Origin of the sequence: Kitasatospora sp. NPDC059803, assembly GCF_042732255.1 — a bacterium.
In the GTDB taxonomy this organism is placed as follows: Bacteria; Actinomycetota; Actinomycetes; order Streptomycetales; family Streptomycetaceae; genus Kitasatospora.
The window spans coordinates 26,582-45,336 of the sequence record NZ_JBHWIJ010000034.1 but is presented as its reverse complement, the minus strand read 5'-3'; the positions used below and the strand labels follow the sequence as shown (position 1 = coordinate 45,336).

At 74.9% G+C, this 18,755-nt stretch carries 11 protein-coding genes; 4 read left to right on the top strand and 7 right to left on the bottom strand.

Annotation, left to right across the window (positions count from 1 at the left end):
* Positions 1-16 precede the first annotated feature (16 nt).
* Entirely contained in the window at positions 17-418 is a 402-nt protein-coding gene (locus ACFV6I_RS08590; RefSeq protein ID WP_063350534.1) for a pyridoxamine 5'-phosphate oxidase family protein, read from the top strand.
* A 21-nt stretch (positions 419-439) separates the two neighbouring features.
* On the opposite strand, the gene ACFV6I_RS08585 is transcribed toward ACFV6I_RS08590, so the two are convergent.
* From ACFV6I_RS08585 to ACFV6I_RS08575, 3 genes are all read right to left on the bottom strand, one after another.
* Positions 440-1,348, bottom strand: a complete 909-nt coding sequence (locus tag ACFV6I_RS08585; RefSeq protein WP_380423987.1) for a phosphotransferase family protein — start codon at positions 1,346-1,348, stop codon at positions 440-442.
* 140 nt (positions 1,349-1,488) lie between these two features.
* Positions 1,489-1,992: a DinB family protein gene (locus ACFV6I_RS08580; protein WP_063350536.1), complete on the bottom strand. Its 504-nt coding sequence runs from the start codon at positions 1,990-1,992 to the stop codon at positions 1,489-1,491.
* Between the two features lie 108 nt (positions 1,993-2,100).
* Entirely contained in the window at positions 2,101-3,750 is a 1,650-nt protein-coding gene (locus ACFV6I_RS08575; RefSeq protein ID WP_380423986.1) for a serine/threonine-protein kinase, read from the bottom strand.
* Positions 3,751-4,008: 258 nt separating this feature from the next.
* Here ACFV6I_RS08575 and ACFV6I_RS08570 point away from each other — a divergent pair, with 258 nt between their 5' ends.
* Together ACFV6I_RS08570 and ACFV6I_RS08565 are read left to right on the top strand one after the other, a co-directional pair.
* Positions 4,009-4,563, top strand: coding sequence for a TetR/AcrR family transcriptional regulator (locus ACFV6I_RS08570; RefSeq protein WP_063350538.1), 555 nt, complete (start codon positions 4,009-4,011; stop codon positions 4,561-4,563).
* Between the two features lie 171 nt (positions 4,564-4,734).
* The gene (locus ACFV6I_RS08565) at positions 4,735-5,853 is read left to right on the top strand and encodes an agmatine/peptidylarginine deiminase (protein ID WP_380423985.1); all 1,119 of its coding nucleotides are present in this window, start codon (positions 4,735-4,737) and stop codon (positions 5,851-5,853) included.
* Positions 5,854-5,897: 44 nt separating this feature from the next.
* Here the strand turns inward: ACFV6I_RS08565 and ACFV6I_RS08560 are convergent, their stop codons facing one another.
* Complete coding sequence (locus ACFV6I_RS08560) at positions 5,898-6,476, bottom strand: TetR/AcrR family transcriptional regulator (RefSeq protein ID WP_063350539.1); 579 nt, start codon at positions 6,474-6,476, stop codon at positions 5,898-5,900.
* A gap of 197 nt (positions 6,477-6,673) precedes the next feature.
* Between ACFV6I_RS08560 and ACFV6I_RS08555 the strand changes: the two genes are divergently transcribed.
* On the top strand, positions 6,674-7,876 hold the full coding sequence (locus ACFV6I_RS08555) for an agmatine deiminase family protein (protein ID WP_380423984.1): 1,203 nt from the start codon (positions 6,674-6,676) through the stop codon (positions 7,874-7,876).
* Between the two features lie 203 nt (positions 7,877-8,079).
* Here ACFV6I_RS08555 and ACFV6I_RS08550 read toward each other — a convergent pair whose 3' ends face one another.
* The 3 genes from ACFV6I_RS08550 to eccCa form a co-directional block, all read right to left on the bottom strand.
* Positions 8,080-11,199: a phosphocholine-specific phospholipase C gene (locus tag ACFV6I_RS08550; protein ID WP_380423983.1), complete on the bottom strand. Its 3,120-nt coding sequence runs from the start codon at positions 11,197-11,199 to the stop codon at positions 8,080-8,082.
* 299 nt (positions 11,200-11,498) lie between these two features.
* On the bottom strand, positions 11,499-14,330 hold the full coding sequence (locus ACFV6I_RS08545) for a hypothetical protein (protein ID WP_380423982.1): 2,832 nt from the start codon (positions 14,328-14,330) through the stop codon (positions 11,499-11,501).
* 106 nt (positions 14,331-14,436) lie between these two features.
* Positions 14,437-18,420 (bottom strand): type VII secretion protein EccCa, encoded by a 3,984-nt coding sequence (eccCa, locus tag ACFV6I_RS08540; RefSeq protein WP_380423981.1) that lies wholly within the window; start codon positions 18,418-18,420, stop codon positions 14,437-14,439.
* Between the last annotated feature and the right edge of the window lie 335 nt (positions 18,421-18,755).

Sequence of the window (18,755 nt, the reverse complement as noted above, 5' to 3'; positions counted from 1 at the left end):
CCGTAGCATCGCGATCATGGCCCATGATCCCCGCGACCTCGACGACGCCTTCCTCGCCTTCTGGCGCGAGCGTCACATCGCCACCCTGACCACCGCTCGCCCGGACGGCTCGCCGCACGTGGTGCCGGTCGGCGTGACGTACCAGCCGGAGACCGGGACGGCCCGGGTGATCACCAGCCGCACCAGCCGCAAGGCGCGCAACGTGGCGGCGGCCGGCCCGCAGGGCCTGCGGGTCGCGGTCTGCCAGGTGGACCGGGCCCGCTGGTCGACCCTGGAGGGCGTGGCCGTCGTCCGGGACGAGCCCGAGCAGGTCGCCGACGCCGAGCGGCGCTACACCGAGCGTTACCGCGAACCCCGGGCGAACCCGGATCGGGTGGTCATCGAGATCGCCGTCGACCGCGTCCTCGGCCGGCCCTGAGAGCTCTGCTCCTGGGCTTCCTCACGCGCGGCCGGCGCCCATTCTGAGCGCGAGCTCGCGGGCGTGGTCGGCCGCCGCCGGGCCGCGGCCGGAGTCGGGCGCCTCGGAGAGGAAGACGAGCGCCAGCATCAGCGCGGCGTCCAGCCGGCCCACGACCAGGCACGGATCGTCGTCGGCCGGGGCGGTCGCCGTCCTCGCGTACCCGCTGCGGACCGCCGCCGGGTCGAGGCCGTTCTCCGGGTACCGGGCGTACTCGACGAGCCGGCCGAACTCCACGGCCGGGGGCCCGAGCAGGGCGTTCGACCAGTCCAGCAGGGCGACCGCCCGCCCCTGGTGGCGGCGGATGTTGTCGCTGCGCACGTCGAGGTGCAGCAGGCTGTCCTCGGTGCAGCCGGCGAGGTGGCCGGCGACCAGGGAAGCGGCCGGCGGCTCGGGCCAGTCGTCGACTCGGCGGCCGATCTCGGCCCAGCGGCGCCCGATGCGTGCGGCGATCGCCGCCGCCGTGCTGGTTCCCTCCGCCGCGACCGGCCTCAGCTGCGGCGGCGGCACCCGGTGGAGCCGCGCGAGGAGGTGACCCAGCTCGAAGGAGTCGAGGTCCGAGCCGTCGTCGGGGACGTAGGCGGACAGCAGCACGTCGGGGGCGGCCGGGTCGTCCGCCAGGACGAGCTCCCTCGGCTGCGCGACCGGCAGGCCGTGGGCGGCCAGGTGCTTCGCGATGACGTACTCCTGCCGGAGCAGGGTCCGGGTGTCCACGTGGGGGTCGTTGGCGTTCGACTCGAACCGCTGGCGTGCGAGCCGCACCGCGACGGGCTGGCCGTCCCGCGCCTGCGCCCGGAACACGGAGAACTCCAGGCCCTTGCCGACGAGTTCCAGGCCGCTCAGGCCCCACCGCTCGGCCAGGTCGTCCAATGCGGCGAATCGCTCACTCATGTGCACCTTCGGGGTTTCGCGGTCGCAGGTCGGCCTGCGTCTTTCACCACCAGTGTGAAGGCGCCGGGCGGGCACGTCAGGCGTTCACCGGAGATGGCGCGGGACGACGAGGGATGGCGCAGGTGCGGCCCCTGCCCGGCTCAGCCCCGGTTGTGGTCGCCGGCCGCGCCGTCGAGGAGTTCGCGCAGGATGTCCACGTGGCCCGCGTGCCGCGTGGTCTCCGTCACCATGTGGATGAGCACCCAGCGCAGCGAAACGGCGTCGCCGAACCAGGCCTTGCCCAGGTCGTCGAGGTCGAGTTCGCCGATCACCTGGTCGGCGGCGGCGCGGGCGCGGGCGTAGAACGCCAGGACGTCCTCGGTGGACTCGTGCGGCTCCACCCTCATGTCGGAGGTCTCGTCGGCCTCCAGGTCGAAGGGCAGGGGCCCCGTCTCGCGGCCGAACGCCTCGCAGAACCAGCCCAGCTCGGCACCCCCCAGGTGCTTGACCAGGCCCAGCAGGTTCGTCCCCGACGGGGTCATCGGCCGCCGCAGCTGCTCGTCGTCCAGGCCGTCGAGCTTCCACAGCACCGCGTCGCGGTGCCGGTCGAGGGCGACCTGCAGACTGTCCTTCTCAGCACCGGTGAACGGTACGCGCTTCATCATGGGCGGACCGTACCAGCCGTCACCGACAGTGCCGCCGGGCCGGTGGCCGGGCCCCGTCCGGTCACGCCTGCGCGCGGAACGGGGCCGTCCGGCCGGGGTGGCGCCGCGTCAGGCGGAGCGGTGGTAGGAGGTGAGCGAGATCCGGACCGGGCCGTCGTCGGCGGCCGTGGCGAGGATGCGGACGATGGCGATGTCCTGGCCGCCCTGGGCGCGGACGCAGAAGCTGCGGTCGGTGCGCAGGGCGTTGAAGGGCAGGGTGGAGACCGGCTGGGTCTCGACGCCCTTGACGCAGTCGGGGAGGGTGAGCCGGCCGGTCGGCGCGACGTAGGCGTCGCTGTCCTCGGGGATGTAGAACTCGCCGGCGTGGCGGCCCAGGTACCAGGTCGAGGCGTCCTGGGCGGTGACCTTCCCGGCCTTGAGGTCGAACTCGTAGCTGGGGTCGGGGGAGGTGAGTTCGAGGTTGGTGTGGACGGCGGTGTACCCGGGGGCCGTCGTGGCGGCGGTGGTGGCCGGGGCGGTGGCGGACGGGGCGGTGGCGGCGCCGGCGGACGGGGCGAGGCCGGCGGCGACGTTCTGGTCGTCGGGGTCGTCGAGGTACTCGGGATCGAGCAGGACGAACGCGGCCGCGGCGCCGACGAGGAGGGCGGCGGTGGTCAGGAGCACGGTGCGGGTGCGGGTGTGCCGGCGGGCGGGGGCGGCGGGCTCGGGTCTGTCGGGGGCCGGTTGCAGTCGGGTGGGCGACGGGGCGGGGAGGCCGAGCCTGGTCGGGGCGTCGGCCGCGGCCAGGGCCGGGGAGAGGACGGTGGCGGGCGGGGCGGGTGTGGCGGGCGTGGTCGGCAGGTCGCTGTGGCGGCGGATCGCGCTGCTGACCTGCTGGGGCAGCCAGTCGTCCGAGAAACGGAGTTCGCCGCCGGTGGCGGGGTGCCGGCGGGCGGCCTCGATCAGCTGGGCGGTGCCCGGCCGGTCCTCGGGGCGCTTGGCCAGGCAGAGCCGGACCAGTTCGTGCAGTCCGGGCGGCAGGTGGGAGAGGTCGGGCTCCTCGTGCACCGCCCGGTACAGCGAGGCGGGCTCGGGCCCGTCGCCGAAGGGGGGAGTGCCGGAGCCGACGTAGGCGATCAGGGCGCCCAGCGCGAAGACGTCGGTGGCCGGGGCGGCGGACAGGCCGAGGGCCTGTTCGGGGGCCATGAAGCCGGGCGAGCCGATCCGCAGGCCGATGCCGGTGAGCGGGCTGGCGTCGGCGGCCCGGGCGATGCCGAAGTCGATGACGCGGGGGCCGTCGGCGGCGACGAGGACGTTGCCGGGCTTGAGGTCGCGGTGGACGACGCCCGCCGCGTGGATCGCCTGGAGGGCCTCGGCGATGCCGGCGAGGAGCAGCAGGACGGTCCGTTCGGGCAGCGGTCCGTAGTGGTGGACGACCTGCTGGAGGGAGGGGCCGGGCACGAAGGTGGTGGCCAGCCAGGGAGTGGCGGCGTCGGTGCCCGCGTCGACCACCTGGGCGGTGTAGAGGCCGTGGATGCGCCGGGCGCTGGCGACCTCCTGGGCGAAGCGGTGCCGGAACTCGGGGTCCTCGGCGAGTTCGGGCCGGACGACCTTGAGCGCGACCGGCCGCCCGCCGGGGGTGTAGGCCAGGTAGACGAGGCCCATGCCGCCCGCGCCGAGCCGCGCGCAGAGGCGGTAGCCGCCGACCTCGCGGGGGTCGTCCGGGGACAGCGCCTGGAACGCCGTGGGCGACGGGGCGCCGAAGGGCTCTGCGGTCATGCTGGCTCCCAGCGGGTCGTGCGGGTGGGACGGGGGAGTGGCGGAGCGGGGCAAGGCAAGGGCAGGACGGGGCAAGGCAGGACGGGGCAAGGCGAGGGCGCGGCGGGCGGTCGGGCCGGGGCCCGGGCGGACGTCGGCGTCGTGAAGCGCACCGGATCATACCCCGACTGGGATTTCAGTCAGGAATGGGGTCCTCCGATCGGCCGGTGCCCCCTCCGGGTAAGGTGATTCCTTGTGGCTGACCGTCGAACCTTGATCATGGAAGCGGCTGCGCGGGTCATCGCCCGGCGCGGCGTCCGCGGGCTGCGCGTGGAGGAACTGGCGGCGGAGGCGGGTGTTTCGACCGCGCTGATCTACTACCACTTCAAGGACCGCGCGGGGATCCTCCGCGCGACGCTGGAGTTCATCAACGACCGGGCCGAGCGCTACACGACGGAGCGCGCGGCGGACGCGCCGCCGCTGGACGCCCGGGGCGAGCTGGAGCAGACGCTGCTGCTGGAGCTCCAGGACACCCCCGAGGTGCGGGAGAACAGCACGGCCTGGGGCGAGCTGCGGGCGAGTGCGGTGTTCGACCCCGAGCTGCGGGAGGACCTGGCCCGGGCCACCCTCGTCTGGGTCCAGGAGGTCGCGGAGCTGCTCGGGCAGGTGCGGCCGATGAACGGGGCCGCCGCCCTGGCGGCCTCGGCCGAGCGGCTGACCGCGCTGCTGGAGGGGCTGAGCGTCCGTTGGCTCAGCGGCAGCCTGCCGGTGGCGCACGCGCGTGAGCTGATGGCCGGCGCGATCGAGGCCGAAGTGGAGCGACTGCGCGGGTAGCGTGCGTCGCGTTCCGGCCCCGGGCGAGGCGGCCCGGGGCCCTTTTCCCGTGTCGGGGTCGGCCGGGCAGTTCCATGATCTGGAGCTTGACTGAAAATTCAGTCAATGTCAGAGTTGCGGCTGCGGGGCCACCGGTCACTCGGTGGGCAATACTTGATTTGGAGATCCGTCATGAGCAGCACCCACGGTGACAACCGCTCCCTGTTCGACCGCCTCTTCGGGGCCCCGACCCCGCCCCCGCACCAGGCGGAGCACGGGCTGCCGTACGCCGGCGAGGCCGGGCTCCCGCAGTGGTGGGTGGACCGCGACGACGTCCCGCACGCCCGCACCTGGATGTCCTGGCCGTCCCGCAAGTCCGTCTGGGGCCGGCAGCTGGCGGGTGTCCAGCAGGACATCGCGCTCATCGCCCGGACCATCGCCCGCTTCGAGCCGGTGGTCATGTGCGCCCCGGACGACTACAGCGTCCGGGAGGCCCAGTCCCTGTGCGGACCCGCCGTCACCGTGACGGACGCCGTCCCCACCGACGACCTCTGGATGCGGGACACCGCCCCGGTGTTCCGGCGCGACGGCTACGGGCGGCTCGACGCCGTCGGCCTCAACTTCAACGGCTGGGGCGGCAAGCAGACCCACCGGGACGACGCCGAGGTCGCGCGCGGCATCGCCGAGATGCTCCGACTCCCCTTCTCCTACGCGGAGTTCGTCGGTGAGGGCGGCTCGGTCGAGACCGACGGCGACGGCACCCTGATGGCCACCGAGAGCAGCCTGGTCAACAAGAACCGCAACCGGGGCATGAGCCGGGACGAGATCGAGGAGGCCGTCCTGGAGGTGTACGGCGCGGACAAGATGATCTGGGTCCCCGGGATCAAGGGCCAGGACATCACCGACGACCACATCGACGTCACCTCCCGGTTCGTCCGGCCGGGCGTCGTCCTGGTGCAACTGCCCCCGGCGGACCGCCACGACGTCTGGGCCCGGGACGCCCGGGAGCAGTTCGACATCCTCTCCCGGGCCACCGACGCCAGGGGCCGCAGGCTCCAGGTGATCCGGGTGGACGGTCCCGACACCGTCCGCTCGCGCGACTCGAAGTTCGTTGGCTCGTACCTGAACTTCCACGTCGTCAACGGGGGCGTGATCGCCGCCCAGTTCGGCGACGTGTACAAGGACGAGGCCGCCCGGCGCACCCTCGCCGAGGCCTTCCCCGGGCGCGAGGTCGTCCAGCTCGACGTCGACCGCCTGATGGCCGGGGGCGGCGGCATCCACTGCTCCACGATGCAGGAACCGCTGCCTTAGGGCCTGTCCGGTCGACCGGGCCCAGCAGATCCTGAAGACGCGCCCTAGGCGCGCCAGCCCGCGATCTCCGTGCCGATCGCCTCGCCGAGCAGGCTGCGCGCGCGGTCGAGCGGCAGGGAGCCGCTCAGCCAGCGGATGCTGAGGCCTTCCAGGAGCGCGGTGAGGCGTTCGGCGGAGGCGGCGTGCGCGGGCGCGGTGCCGAACGGGTGGGCGCGGCCGAGCAGGCCGGCGATCTCGTGCACCCAGGTGTGGGTGGCCCTGGCCAGGTCCTCGCGGAGGCGGGACTCGAAGACCGCGCTCGCCCGCAACTCGCCCCAGGCGGTGCTGTTCTCGCGGACCTCGGTGGAGTCCTGGAGTTCCAGCAGCAGGGCCTGGGCCAGTTCGCTCCAGGGGTCGTCCGCGGGCGCCCCGGGCTCCGGTTCGGCGGTGTAGCGGTCGGCCCGTTCGCCGATGAACTCCAGGGTCTCGCGGAGGATCCCGGCGCGGTCGGTGAAGTGGTAGTAGATCAGCGAGGTCGACACCCCGGCCTCGGCCGCCAGTTCCCCCACCCGCAGTCCGCGTACGCCGCGTCGCGCGATGAGTCGTGTGGCCGCTCTCAGTATCTCTGTTCGACGGTCTGGCATGGTGGTCCACTGTACTCGAAATATTGACTGAACTTTTAGTCTGGTTTGAGAGGCGCCCACCCCGGCCTCCCGGCCCGGCGGATCGCCCGATTCGCCCGATCGGCGCCGCGCGGGCTCGCCGACGGACCCGCCGGCCACCCCTACTGTCGGATATCGCCCGCTTCGGGGTGGAATCCGTGTCGACGAGGGGACCTGCCATGAGAGAACCCGCCCTGTCCCGCCGGGCCGTGCTGCGCTCCTGGGCGGCCGCGGCCGTGGTCGCGATGGTGGAAGGCTGCGGTTCGTCGGGGGCCTCGTCCCCGAAGGACGAGCCGACCACGGCCGCCGGTACGGGCACGGGCGGAGCCGCGAGCGCCGCCGCGTCGTACGCCATGCCGGCCGAGTGGCGCCCCCACACCAGGACGTTCATGGCCTGGCCGGCCCTCGAATCGGTGTGGGGCGACCAACTGCCCGCCGTCCGCCAGGACATCGCGCACGTCGCGCAGGCCGTCGCCCGGTTCGAACCGGTGGTGCTGATGGCCCGCCCGGACCAGAGCGCCGCGGCCCGGCAGCTGTGCGGCTCCAGCGTCGAGGTCCTCGACCTGGCGGTGGACGACCTGTGGGCCCGCGACACCGGCCCGACCTTCGTCACCGGCCCGGCAGGACTGGCCGGCGTCGACCTCAACTTCAACGGCTGGGGCGGCAAACAGACCCACGACAACGACGCCAAGGTCGCCCGGTACCTCCTCGACCACTACAGGATCCGGCGCATCCAGGCGCCGATCACCGGCGAGGGCGGCGCGATCGAGGTCGACGGCGAGGGCACCCTGATGGCCACCGAGAGCTCGTGGGTCAACGCGAACCGCAACCCGGGCACGAGCCGCGACCAGATCGAGGGGGCCCTGAAGGAGCTGTTCGGCGTCCAGAAGGTCATCTGGTTCGCCGGCGTGGCCGGGCAGGACATCACCGACTGCCACATCGACGCCCTGGCCCGGTTCGCGGAGCCGGGCGTGGTCGTCATCCACCGCCCCGGCCCGGACACCCCGCCGGACATCTGGTCCCGCGCCTCCGACCAGGCCTTGCAGGTGCTCGGCTCCACCACCGACGCCAAGGGCCGCAAGCCGCGGATCGTGGAACTCGCCGAACCCGACCTCACCGGGCAGCCGGACCGGGGCAAGGACTTCCTGGCCACCTACCTCAACTACTACGTCGTCAACGGGGCCGTGATCATGCCTCAGTTCGGGGACAAGGCCTCCGACGACCGGGCGGCGGGCGTGCTGGCCGACCTCCACCCCGGCCGCGAGATCGTCCCGGTGAGCATCAACGCCATCGCGGCCGGCGGTGGCGGCATCCACTGCTCGACTCAGCAGCAGCCCGAGGCCGCCGCCGGGGCCTCCGGCGGCTCCTCGGGCCCGGCCTGACCGATCGGCCGGGTCCGAGTGGCCGGGCCTGACCGACCGGCCGTGCCTGACCGACCGTGCCGCGCCGGGCCCGGGAGCCGGGGCGGCGCGGCGCGGTGGCGGCGGGCCCCACCCCCCGCCCCGCGCGCCGCCCCCCCCCCGGCCCCCGCCCCCCCCGGCCGGGCGCCCCCCCCCCCGCGGCCGATCGGGCCGCTCCCGGCCGGTCAGCCCGTGATCGGCCGGCTGTCCAGGCGGATGTGGTCGACCGCCCAGTACCAGTTGTTGCCCGCGTCGTACATCCGGAACTTCAGCGTCACCGCCTGCGCCCCCGCCGGGACGGCGAGGCGGCGGGTGACGAGGGTGTTCTGGACGTCCTTGCCGGCGTTGTCGTTGCCGGTGGCGTCGGCGCTGTAGAAGACCAGGCGGGTCTCCGTGCCGTTGTCGAACACGGCGGTGACGGACGCCTTCTGCGGGGCCTCCTGCCGGTAGTGGGAGTCGAAGGCCAGGTACAGCGTGTCGGCGCCGGCCGGGAGGCGGACGGCGGGGGAGACGAGCGTGGAGTCGAAGACGCCCTTGCGGGAGGGGGAGCCGGTGTCGTCCCAGTCGTCCGGGTCGGCGACGGCGAGGACGCCCAGGCCGCGGGTGAAGTTGCCGCGGTCCTGCCCGGCCGGGGTGGACCACTCCCGCTTGGTGTGGAAGGTCCAGCCCTGGAGACGGACGGTGCCCTGCGGCATGCCGGGGGCGTTGACCACCGACCAGCCCTGCGGCGCCTGGGCCGTCCAGCCGAGCACGCCGTCCTGCGGCTGGAGCACGCCGGCCAGCGACTCGAAGTCCTCGCCCAGCAGGTGGCCGGCCATCACGGGGGCGGGGCGGGCGGCGAGTTCGCCGTCGGCGATCGCGAAGCGGTCGCCGGCCAGCGCCCGGGTGGTGACCAGGATCCGGTGGGTGGTGCCGTCCGGCAGCTGAGCGGGCGGGGTGACCTCCCAGACGGCGGTGGCGGTGGCGCCGGCGGCGAGCGCGGCGGGCGGCGCGGTGACGGCGGTGACCGTCCAGCCCGGCGGGACGACGGGCTGCGCCTCGACGGCGGTGAGCGCGGCGGTGGCGGTGAGCACGGCCGAGACCCGGGCCGGGCGGCCGGGCAGCAGGACGGGCTCGTCGATGGTGCTGGAGGCGGCCCCGAGGGCGACGTCCACGGCGAGCGGGTCGGCCAGGCCCAGGGCCGGGTCGGTGACCGTCCGGTCGTCCCAGGGGAAGCGGCCGGCGATCCGACGGCGGAAGGTGAGGTCCCCGCGGACGGCCACCGCGACGTCGTACCAGCCCTCGGGCCGGACCGCGAGGTTGACGGTCCGGTCGTCGCCGGCCGCGACCCGCACCTCGCGCAGCCCGTCGCCGTAGGCGAGGTCGCCGACCAGGAAGGTCTGGGCGGTGCGCGAGCGGTTGATCACGTCGACTTCGAGGACCTTGCCGTTGCGCTCCTCCGACAGCGACACCTCGTACGTGCCGGCGGCGTCGCCGCGCAGGTGCCACAGCGCGCCGTTGGGGCCGTGGACGCGCAGGTCGTAGCCCTCCGGGCCGACCGTCCAGACGTCGGAGAGCCGGCTCTTCGCGCCGACGGTGTAGTGCCGGGGCGCGCCGCCCGGTGCCGGGTAGACGGCGAACACCGCGCCCTGGCGGCCCTGGTTGACCAGGTCGAGGGTGAGCTCGCCGCCCTTCAGCCGGGGCTTGACCAGCAGGTCGTAGGGCGCCGGGCGGGCCGAGCGGGTGCCGCGCTGCTGCTGCGGGAAGGCCTGCGGGCTGGGCACGGTGGGGGCGGGGAGCTTGCCGGTGTCGACCACCTTCTGCCGGTTGCCGCTGGTGTCGGGCAGCTGCGGCCAGGCCGGGTTGCGGCCGGAGAAGTCGAAGACGTTGGTGAGGTCGCCGCAGACGGTGCGCCGCCACGGGCTGATGTTGGGCTCCTGGACGCCGAAGCGCTGCTCCAGGAAGCGCAGCACCGAGGTGTGGTCGTAGACGGTGGAGTCGACGACCCCGCCGCGGGTCCACGGCGAGACCACGACCATCGGCACCCGCACGCCCAGGCCCATCGGGTACGGGCCGGAGACCAGGGTCTCGCCGGCCGGCAGGGTGTCGGACCAGGCGAGCGAGCCGTCCGCGGCCTTGACCCGGTACCTGCCGTCCTGACCGACGACCCGGTGGTAGGTGGCGGAGCCCTTGCTGACGCGGACGACGACCTCGCCGTCCACCGGCACGGTCGACTTGCCGCGCCCGGTGGCCAGCGGCGGGACGGGCGGCAGCTGGTGGTCGAAGAAGCCGCCGTGCTCGTCGTAGTTGAGGATGAAGACGGTCTTCTGCCACACCTCGGGCTTCGCCGCCAGGGCGGCGAGCAGCCGGGCGGTGAGGTGCTCGCCGTTCGGCGGCGCGTAGTTGGCGTGCTCGGAGAGCGCGGCCGGGGCGACGATCCAGGACACCTGCGGCAGCTGGTCGGCCTGGACGTCGGCGGCGAAGGCGTCGACCAGGGCGTCGCCCATCGCGAACGGGTCGTTCTTCTTCGCCGGGTCGCCGACGGCCCGCATGCCGCGCTCGTACAGCGGCTCGCCGGGCTTGGCCTTGACGAAGGGGGCGAACCAGGCGAGCGCGTTGTCGTCGAAGTTGTCCAGCGCCTGGTAGGTCTTCCAGCTGACGCCGGCCCGCTCCAGGCGCTCGGCGTAGGTGGTCCACTCGTAGCCGCCGGGGATCTCGGTGTTGTCGGTCACCGGGGTGTCCCGTACGGTGCCGCCGCTGGTCCCGGTCATCAGGTGGTCGCGGTTGGTGTTGGTGTTGCACTGGACGGACGCGTAGTAGGCGTCACAGGTGGTGAACACCGAGGCGAGCGCGTGGTAGAAGGGCATGTCGGCGCTCTCGTAGTAGCCCTGGCCGAGCCAGCCGCCGGAGCGGCGGGTGACCGAGCCGTCGGCGAGGCCGTCGTTCCAGGCCTTCATCGAGTCCACGAAGCCGAAGGCGGGCGCGCCCTGCTGGTAGGCGCTGGTGTGCGCGGCGTTCATCGGGAAGGGCAGCAGGTGGCCCTCCTTGCGGCCCGGGTCGGGCTGGTGGAACACCGAGCGCCCGTTGACCCCGCGCACCGCCGTCCGGTCGCCGAAGCCGCGGACGCCCGCCAGGGTGCCGAAGTAGTGGTCGAACGCGCGGTTCTCCTGCATCAGCACGACGACGTGCTGGATGTCCGCCAGCCGCCCGGGCTTGGCCGGCGCGGCGAGCGCCTGCTGGACGCTGATCGGGAGGGCGGACAGCACGGCGGCCGCCGCCGCGCCGCCGAGCAGGCTGCGGCGCGACAGTTGGGGCATCGGACTCATCGGGTGGGGCTCCTTGCTGACGGGCGCCGGACCATCGGTTCGACCCGGACCAGTCACGTTTCTAAGCGACCGAGGTGACCGGGGCCGGGGAGTTCGATGACGATCCGATGGCCGCCAAGGGGCCCGGAGCTGTACAGACAACTTGTCGGTCTGTCGGGCGGTGCGGGAGCCACCGTCAAGTCCGTGCCGGGGAAGCCGTGTCGGCCACGGGCGCGGGATGTGGCGGCGGATCCGTCAGGTCCGAGGGCCGGCCTGAACTGGTCCGGCGTCAGTGGCGTAGCCCTTCCGGCCGACGCCGGTCACCGGGCGGCGGTGACGCCCGGGGTGAGGCGGAGTCGCTCGGGGCGGGACGGGGAGCGGAGGTCCTCCGGGGCGAGCAGGTCGCGGCGGGCCTGCCAGGCGAGCAGCCGCTCCAGGGCCTGCTGGTCGCGCTCGTCCGCCGTCCCGGCCGTGGCGCCCGGGCCGACCTCGCGCAGCAGGACGCGGGTCGGCTCGCCGTCCTCGCCCGGCATGACCTCCAGGACGGAGAACCACGAACCGGGCGGGAACACCACCTCGGGCTCGCCGTCCTCGGCGATCACCGAGGTGCGGCGGCCGGTCGCGGACCACACCAGAAACTCGACCGGAGTCCCCGGTACGACCTCCAACGCCGGCGTCCCGACCACCGGCGCGGGCTCCACCAGCAACGTCCCCGGCACGTAGTGACGCAGTTCCTCCTCGCCCGCGTCGGCGCCCAACAGCACGGCGCCCCGGTGGTTCGGCAGCCGCCGCAGGCCGGATCCCAGGCACGCCAGGTACGGGTCCAGCGGCCCGGAGCCCGGTCGGCGGGCCGCCACGACCAGCTCGGTGTGCAGGACCGGGACGCCCGTGTCGACGTGGTGCAGGTAGACCGCCGCGAGGTCGCTCTTGAGGTCGTCCCGGGAGTGCGAGCGCAGCGCCGGCAGCCGCATGGCGACCTGCTCGGCGCGGCTGGCGCAGCGCTGGAAGTGCTCGCCCAGCAGCGCCCGGAAGGCGGTCCGCTCGGCGGCCGTGCTCGGGCGGCCGGAGACGGCGGTGCCGTCGGGGGCGAGGAGGCGGGCGCGGGTGGGGGCTTCGGGCTCCGGGGCGGGGGCCGGTTCGGGTTCGGGGGTGGGCTCGGGGTCGGGGGTGGGCTCGGGGTCGGGGGTGGGCTCGGGGTCGGGGACCGGTTCGGGTTCGGGGACCGGGGCTGGCTCGGGCTCGGGCTCGGGCTCGGGTTCGAGGGCGGGCTCGGGGTCCGGAACCGGGGCCGGTTCGGGCGTGGGTGCTTCGGCGGCGGGAGGTGTGGCCGGTTCGGGGATCTGCGGCTGGGCCTGGACCGGGGCCGGGGGCTCCGGGAGGGTGGCGGTGGCGGCGGTGAACTCTTCGTCCGGGGCGGGGACTTGGGCGTCGGGGTCGGCCGTGGCGGCGGTCTGGGTCCGGACCGCCGAGGCCGGCGGGATGGCCGCGGTGATGGTGGCGGCGGTGGCGGACTCGCCTTCGGGGGCCGGTCGTTGCGGGTCGACCGCGGCGGCCTGCACGGTGGCCGGCACGGCGGGCTGGGTGGGCTGCGCCGCGGGGAGGAAGCTTCCGCGGCGTGCGCCGTCGATCAGCAGCTCGGGTGCGGTCGCACCGGGGGTGGTGAGCGCGGCGCGCAGCTCGTCCAGGACGGCGAGCACCTCAGGCGGCACCGTTCGCCCGTCCGCGCCCGCGATCAGCAGCGGGTGGGCCGGGTCGGGGTCGCGCAGGCGGGGCCCGCGGTCCTGCGGCGGCTCCTCGGGGCGCAGCCACAGGCCGGCCGGCACGGCCTCCAACCGCCAGCCGGTGACCGGGGATTCGTAGAGGGCCGGTCCGCAGGCGGCCGGGCCGCCGGGGGTGGTGCGCCAGGCGGAGGCGACCACGCGGCGCCTGGTGGGGGAGGCGGTCAGCTCGGTCAGCCACGGTTCCCAGGTGGGGGTGCCGTCGGCGGCCAGCACGCGGGAGGAGAAGCCGCTGGTGGTGCGCATGGGCAGGCCGACGGCGGCCCGGAGGTCGTGGCCGAGTTCGGTGGCGAGCCCGGTGGCGAGGGCGGTGAGCGCGCCGGTGGTGGCCCAGGGGGCGCTGAGCAGCAGGTCGGCCTCGGGGCCGGGGAGCAGACGGCGGAGCCGGGCGGCGAGCTCGGCGGCCGGGGGGAGGGGCGCGCCCGGGTGGCCGACGACGAGGATGACGGTGCCCTCGTCGGCGGTGGCCCTGGTGAGCGGGCCGGACGGGCCGTCGGGGGCGGGCTCGCTGCGGAACCAGTAGCCGTGCGGCAGCGCGGTGACCAGCGGGTCGGCGGGCGCGGCGGGCGGTGTGGGCGCGGCGGGCAGTGCGGCCTCGACGCGCCGGGCGGGGGCGGCGGGCTCCGGGGCCGCTGCGGCGGGGCCGGGTGCGGACACGGCGCCCAACGGAACGCCCCGCGCGGGCGAGGCCACGACGGGCGCGGCCACCGGAAGCTCCAGCACGGCGGTCTCCGCCATCGGACGCTCCATCACCACGGTCTCCGCGGCCGAGCCAGCCGAGCCGGTTGAGCCAGCCGAGCCGGCCGGTGCGGCGGTCGGCTCCGTCGGCAGCGGCCAGACCGGCCCGAGCCGGCGCACCTGCCCGGCCGGGGTGCAGAGCCACCAGGAGGACGGCGCGTCGTCCGTCGGCCCGCTGGTCAGCAGGGTGCCGTCGGGGCGGAGGGTGACCAGCCCGTCCGGGGCGACGACGCCGATGCCGGTCAGTTCGGCGATCCGTTCGGCGGGGCGGGGCCCGGTGTCCGGGGCGGTGGCCAGGCCGGAGGCGGCGAGGACGAGCGCGGTGGCGTCCCGGGCGGTGGCGGTGCGGGTCAGCTCGTCGAGCCGGCCGAACAGGACGGCCGGTGCGTCGGGGGCGGCCGCGAGGACGGTGACGGTCCGGGTGACGGCGGTGAGCCGGCCCAGCGCGGCGGTCATCGCGGCGGGCAGGGCCGCCGGGCCGGTGCCGTCCGCGCCGCCGGGGGCGATGACGAAGTGCGGGCCCACCTGGTGCAGGGCGGCGGGCCCGGCGGCGGGGGTGTTTCGACGGAAGGCCAGTCGGCGTTTCGCCGGGGCGGCGCCCGGCGCGTCCCCTGCCGCCTGCGCTGATGTGCTCATCGTCCCGCCCGCCCTCCGTCCGCGCGGCCGCGTCTGCCGCACGTGTCACCAGGCTCTACGGCCGCCTCGCCTCGCCGGGTTCACCGGCTCGCCCGGCTCGCCCGACTCACCCCTCGTCCCCGTCCTCCGCCATGACGGCGGTCTGCACCTGGACCGTGCGCCGGCGGGTGATGTGCAGGCCGCGCCCGGCCGGGAAGGCGCGGGGCTTGGTGGAGCCGAACAGGAAGCCCTCGCTGGGCGGGCAGGACAGCAGCACCACCGGGGTGTTGACCTCCTCCAGCTTGCGCAGCAGCTGGTCGGAGGAGGCCCGCCCGATGCCGTTGGCGCTGCGGGCGACGATCAGGTGCAGGCCGAGCTCGGCGCCCTGCGCCAGGTAGTCGAGCAGCGGCGCGAAGGGGTGGGCGTTGAGGCCGCCGGGGGAGCCGGAGACCAGTTCGTAGTCGTCGACCACGATGAAGAGTTCGGGCCCCTGCCACCAGTCGCGCAGCCGCAGCCGGGCCGGGGCGATGTCGGCGCCGGGCAACCGGTTGGCCATGGCGCGGGCGGCGCCGTCGACGATCTGGCGCAGCACGTCGACGCTGACGGCGTGGCCGAGCCGGTACTCCTCGGGCACTGCGTCCTGGAGGACCCGGCGGTAGTCGATGAGCATGATCCGGGCCTCGTCGGGCCGGTACGCGCTGGTGATGCCGGCGGCGACGAGCTTCAGCAGGTTGGTCTTGCCGGCCTCGCTGTCGCCGACGACCAGCAGGTGCGGGGTCTCCTCGAAGTCGTGCCACAGCGGGGTGAGCGAGACGTCCTGGAGGCCGAGCGGGATGCGCAGCCGGCCTTCGGGGGCGGGCAGGGCGGCGGCGGGCAGTTGCAGCGGCAGCATCCGGATCTCGGGTGCGCGCGGGCCGGTCCAGTGGTCGGCGACGGCGTCGACCAGGTCGGCGACGCCTTCGCCGAGGTCGGTGGAGGTGCCGCTGCCGTCCAGCCGGGGCAGGGCGGTGAGGAAGTGCATCTGGTCGGAGGTGAGGCCCCGGCCGGGGATGTTCGGGACGGTGGCGGCGGCCCGCATGTTGACGGCGGAGTCGACGGCGTCGCCGAGGCGCAGTTCGAAGCGGGTGCCGAAGAGGTCGCGCAGGGCGCTGGTGACCTCGCCCCAGCGGGTGGTGCCGACGATCAGGTGGATGCCGTAGTTGAGGCCGCGCTGGGCGATCAGGGTGAGGGCGGGGGCGAGGTCGGGGAACTCCTGGCGGATCGTGTTCCAGCCGTCGATGACCAGGAAGACGTCGCCGTACGGCTCGTCGGGCAGTTCGCCGGCCGCGCGGCGCCGGCGGAAGGCGGAGACGGAGTCGATGCCGTGTTCGGCGAAGCGCTGCTCGCGTTGGTTCAGGATGCTGTTGACCTCGGCGATGGTGCGCAGCACCCGCTCGGGGTCGTGCCGCCCGGTGATGCCGCCGACGTGCGGCAGGCCGCGCAGCGAGGACAGCGTGCCGCCGCCGAAGTCCAGGCAGTAGAACTGCACTTCGCCCGGGGTGTGGGTGAGGGCGAGGGCGGTGATCAGGGTGCGCAGCAGCGTGCTCTTGCCGCTCTGCGGGCCGCCGGCGATGCCGACGTGGCCGCCGGCGCCGGAGAGGTCGGCGGTGAGCAGGTCGCGGATCTGCTGGAAGGGGCGGTCGATGACGCCGATGGGGACGGTCAGGGTGCCGCGGTCGGCGTCGCTCTCGGTGGTGAGGCCGTGCTCGGGGTGCGGGGCGAGGGGCGGCAGCAGCTGGTCGAGGGTGGGCGGGACGCCCAGCGGCGGCAGCCACACCTGGTAGGCGGGCGGGCCGGCGTCGGTGAGCTTCTCGGCGGCGAGGTCGAGCAGGGTGTGCGTCTGCTCCGGCGTCTCCTCGGGCTCCTCGGCGGCCGGCAGGGCGACGGGCTGACGCGGCGCCACGTAGGTGGTGCCGTACCGGGCGACCTGGCCGGCCGCGGCCTCCTGGCGGGCGGTGGCGGGGCGCCGGGCCCGGTAGGGGCCGGAGACGTACGCGGCCTTGAAGCGGGTCAGGGTGGCGATGTCGCTGCGGAGGAAGCCGTTGCCGGGCTGGGAGGGCAGCTGGTAGGCGTCGGGGACGCCGAGGACGCCCCGGCTCTCCATCGCGGAGAAGGTCCGCAGGCCGATCCGGTAGGACAGGTGCGACTCCAGGGCGTGCATCCGGCCTTCGTCCAGGCGCTGGGAGGCCAGCAGCAGGTGCACGCCGAGGGACCGGCCGAGGCGGCCGATCATGATGAAGAGCTCCATGAAGTCGCGGTGCGCGGCGAGCAGTTCGCTGAACTCGTCGACCACGACGAACAGGGTGGGCAGCGGGTCCAGCGGGGTGCCGGCGGCGCGGGCGGTCTCGTAGTCGAGCAGCGAGCTGTAGTTGCCGGCGGAGCGCAGCAGTTCCTGGCGGCGGACGAGCTCGCCGTGCAGGGCGTCGCGCATCCGGTCGACCAGGGCGGCTTCGTCGGCGAGGTTGGTGATCACCGCCGAGGTGTGCGGCAGCCGGTCGAGGCCGAGGAAGGTCGCGCCGCCCTTGAAGTCGACCAGGACGAAGTTGAGCACTTCGGAGGAGTGGGTGAGGGCCAGCGACAGCACCAGGGTGCGCAGCAGCTCGGACTTGCCGGAGCCGGTCGCGCCGATCAGCATGCCGTGCGGGCCCATGCCGCCCTGGGCGGACTCCTTGATGTCCAGTTCGACCGGCGTGCCGTCGCCGGAGACGCCGAGCGGCACCCGCAGCCGGTCGCGGACGCCCCGCCCGGCCCAGCCCTGGGCGATCTCGTGCCGGTGCAGGTCGCGGATGCCGAGCAGGGAGGCGAGGTCGTAGTCGGTGGCCAGCGGCTCCCCGGCCTCCGTCGAGTCGCCGATCCGGTACGGGGCGAGCTGGGCGGCCAGCCGGCGGGCGACCGTCGCGGACAGGGCGTCGGGCCGGCCGAGGTCGGTGACGTCGTCCCGGTGGTTGCGGTCGGCGCCGATCATGGCGAGCCGGCCGTCCTCGATCCGCAGCCGCAGCCGGAAGCGCAGCGGCTTCCAGTCGAGGGTGTCGCCGAGGTCGAGCAGGACGGCGTTGCGCCAGCCGGCCAGCGCGGCCCGGCTGGTGGCTCCGGCCTGCGGGCCGTCCAGCACGATCACGGTGAACGGCTCGTCCCGGCCGGGCTGGCTCTCCGGCTCGAACGGGGGCCGGCCGGCGAACTCGTCGCCGAGCAGCTGCTCGACCTCCACCACGGATCCGGCCACCAGCCGCACCGGACCGACGCCGTCGGTGTCCTCCGGGTGCAGGGCGTGCGGCAGCCACTTGGTCCACTCCCACTCGGCCTGGTGCTCGGCGTCGGTGACGACGGCGATCCGCAGTTCGTCGGGGGCGTGGAAGAGCGCCAGCTGCGCCAGCATGGCGCGGGCCAGGGCGCGGGCCGCGGCCCGGTCGTCGCCGCGCAGCAGGACCTGCGCGTACCCGCGCAGGTAGACGGCGATGGGCTGGTCGGCGACGGTGCCGTAGGCGTTGATGAAGCGGCGCAGCGCGTGCGCGCACAGCGGCTCCAGGTCCTCCACCGGCTTGGTGGACAGCGGCGCCAGCCGCACCGCGAGCCGCTGGTGGCCGAGGCCGATCCGGACGTCGCCGAAGTCGGGGTGGGTGCTGCGCCGCTCCCACAGCCGGGAGGTGCGGGCGAGCGAGCCGAGCGCGTCGGGGGCGGGGTGGCGCCAGGCCAGCGCCTCCTGCTGGCGGGCGATGTGGCCGCGCACCTGGCGGCGGACCTGGGAGAGGTAGCGCAGGTAGTCCCGGCGTTCGGCGCGCAGTTCCCGCTTGCGGTCGCTGGCGCCGCGGATCAGCTGGGTGACCAGCATGCCGACGGCGGACAGCGCCATCATGCCGATCGCGACGTAGGTCAGGATGCCGCCGCTGTCGCCGGGGCGCAGGAAGATGAACACCATCGAGAGCGAGCTGAGCGCCATCGGCGCCATGGCGATCATGTTCGACATGCCGCTCTGTGCCTCGGGGAGGACGGGCGGCTCCTGCAACTGGATCTCGCCGTCGGGCATCGCCGGGCCAGGGCGCCGCGGCGGACGGTTGACCAGCACCACACTCAACGAAGGGCTCCTCGCGCAGGGGAACGGCCGCTCGCTGCGTCGGCGGCCCGGGACGCGCACCGTCCACCCGGGACGACGGGCGGCGGGCCCGGCCGGGTTCACCCGGTTCGGCGGGGCGGGCGCGGTGCCGACGCCGAGGACGGCCGTGAACGGCTGCGAACGCCCGCGAACGGCCGCCGCGAACGGATTCCGGCAGGCGGTGAACCCTCCGGGCCCCGCCGTCCGTGCCTCCTGGTGAGGTGACGCCCGGGCTCGGGGCCCCCCCCCGCGGCCCCCCGGCCGGGCCCCCCCCCCGCCGGGGGAGGGGCGGGGGCCAGGGCGGGGGTGTGGGGCGG

Coding starts and splice junctions, on each gene's coding strand:
- ACFV6I_RS08555 (WP_380423984.1), top strand. CDS start 6,674: ATGAGAGAACCCGCCCTGTCCCGCCGGGCCGTGCTGCGCTCCTGGGCG.
- ACFV6I_RS08545 (WP_380423982.1), bottom strand. CDS start 14,330: ATGAGCACATCAGCGCAGGCGGCAGGGGACGCGCCGGGCGCCGCCCCG.
- ACFV6I_RS08550 (WP_380423983.1), bottom strand. CDS start 11,199: ATGAGTCCGATGCCCCAACTGTCGCGCCGCAGCCTGCTCGGCGGCGCG.
- ACFV6I_RS08585 (WP_380423987.1), bottom strand. CDS start 1,348: ATGAGTGAGCGATTCGCCGCATTGGACGACCTGGCCGAGCGGTGGGGC.
- ACFV6I_RS08580 (WP_063350536.1), bottom strand. CDS start 1,992: ATGATGAAGCGCGTACCGTTCACCGGTGCTGAGAAGGACAGTCTGCAG.
- ACFV6I_RS08590 (WP_063350534.1), top strand. CDS start 17: ATGGCCCATGATCCCCGCGACCTCGACGACGCCTTCCTCGCCTTCTGG.
- ACFV6I_RS08575 (WP_380423986.1), bottom strand. CDS start 3,750: ATGACCGCAGAGCCCTTCGGCGCCCCGTCGCCCACGGCGTTCCAGGCG.
- ACFV6I_RS08570 (WP_063350538.1), top strand. CDS start 4,009: ATGGAAGCGGCTGCGCGGGTCATCGCCCGGCGCGGCGTCCGCGGGCTG.
- ACFV6I_RS08565 (WP_380423985.1), top strand. CDS start 4,735: ATGAGCAGCACCCACGGTGACAACCGCTCCCTGTTCGACCGCCTCTTC.
- ACFV6I_RS08560 (WP_063350539.1), bottom strand. CDS start 6,476: ATGCCAGACCGTCGAACAGAGATACTGAGAGCGGCCACACGACTCATC.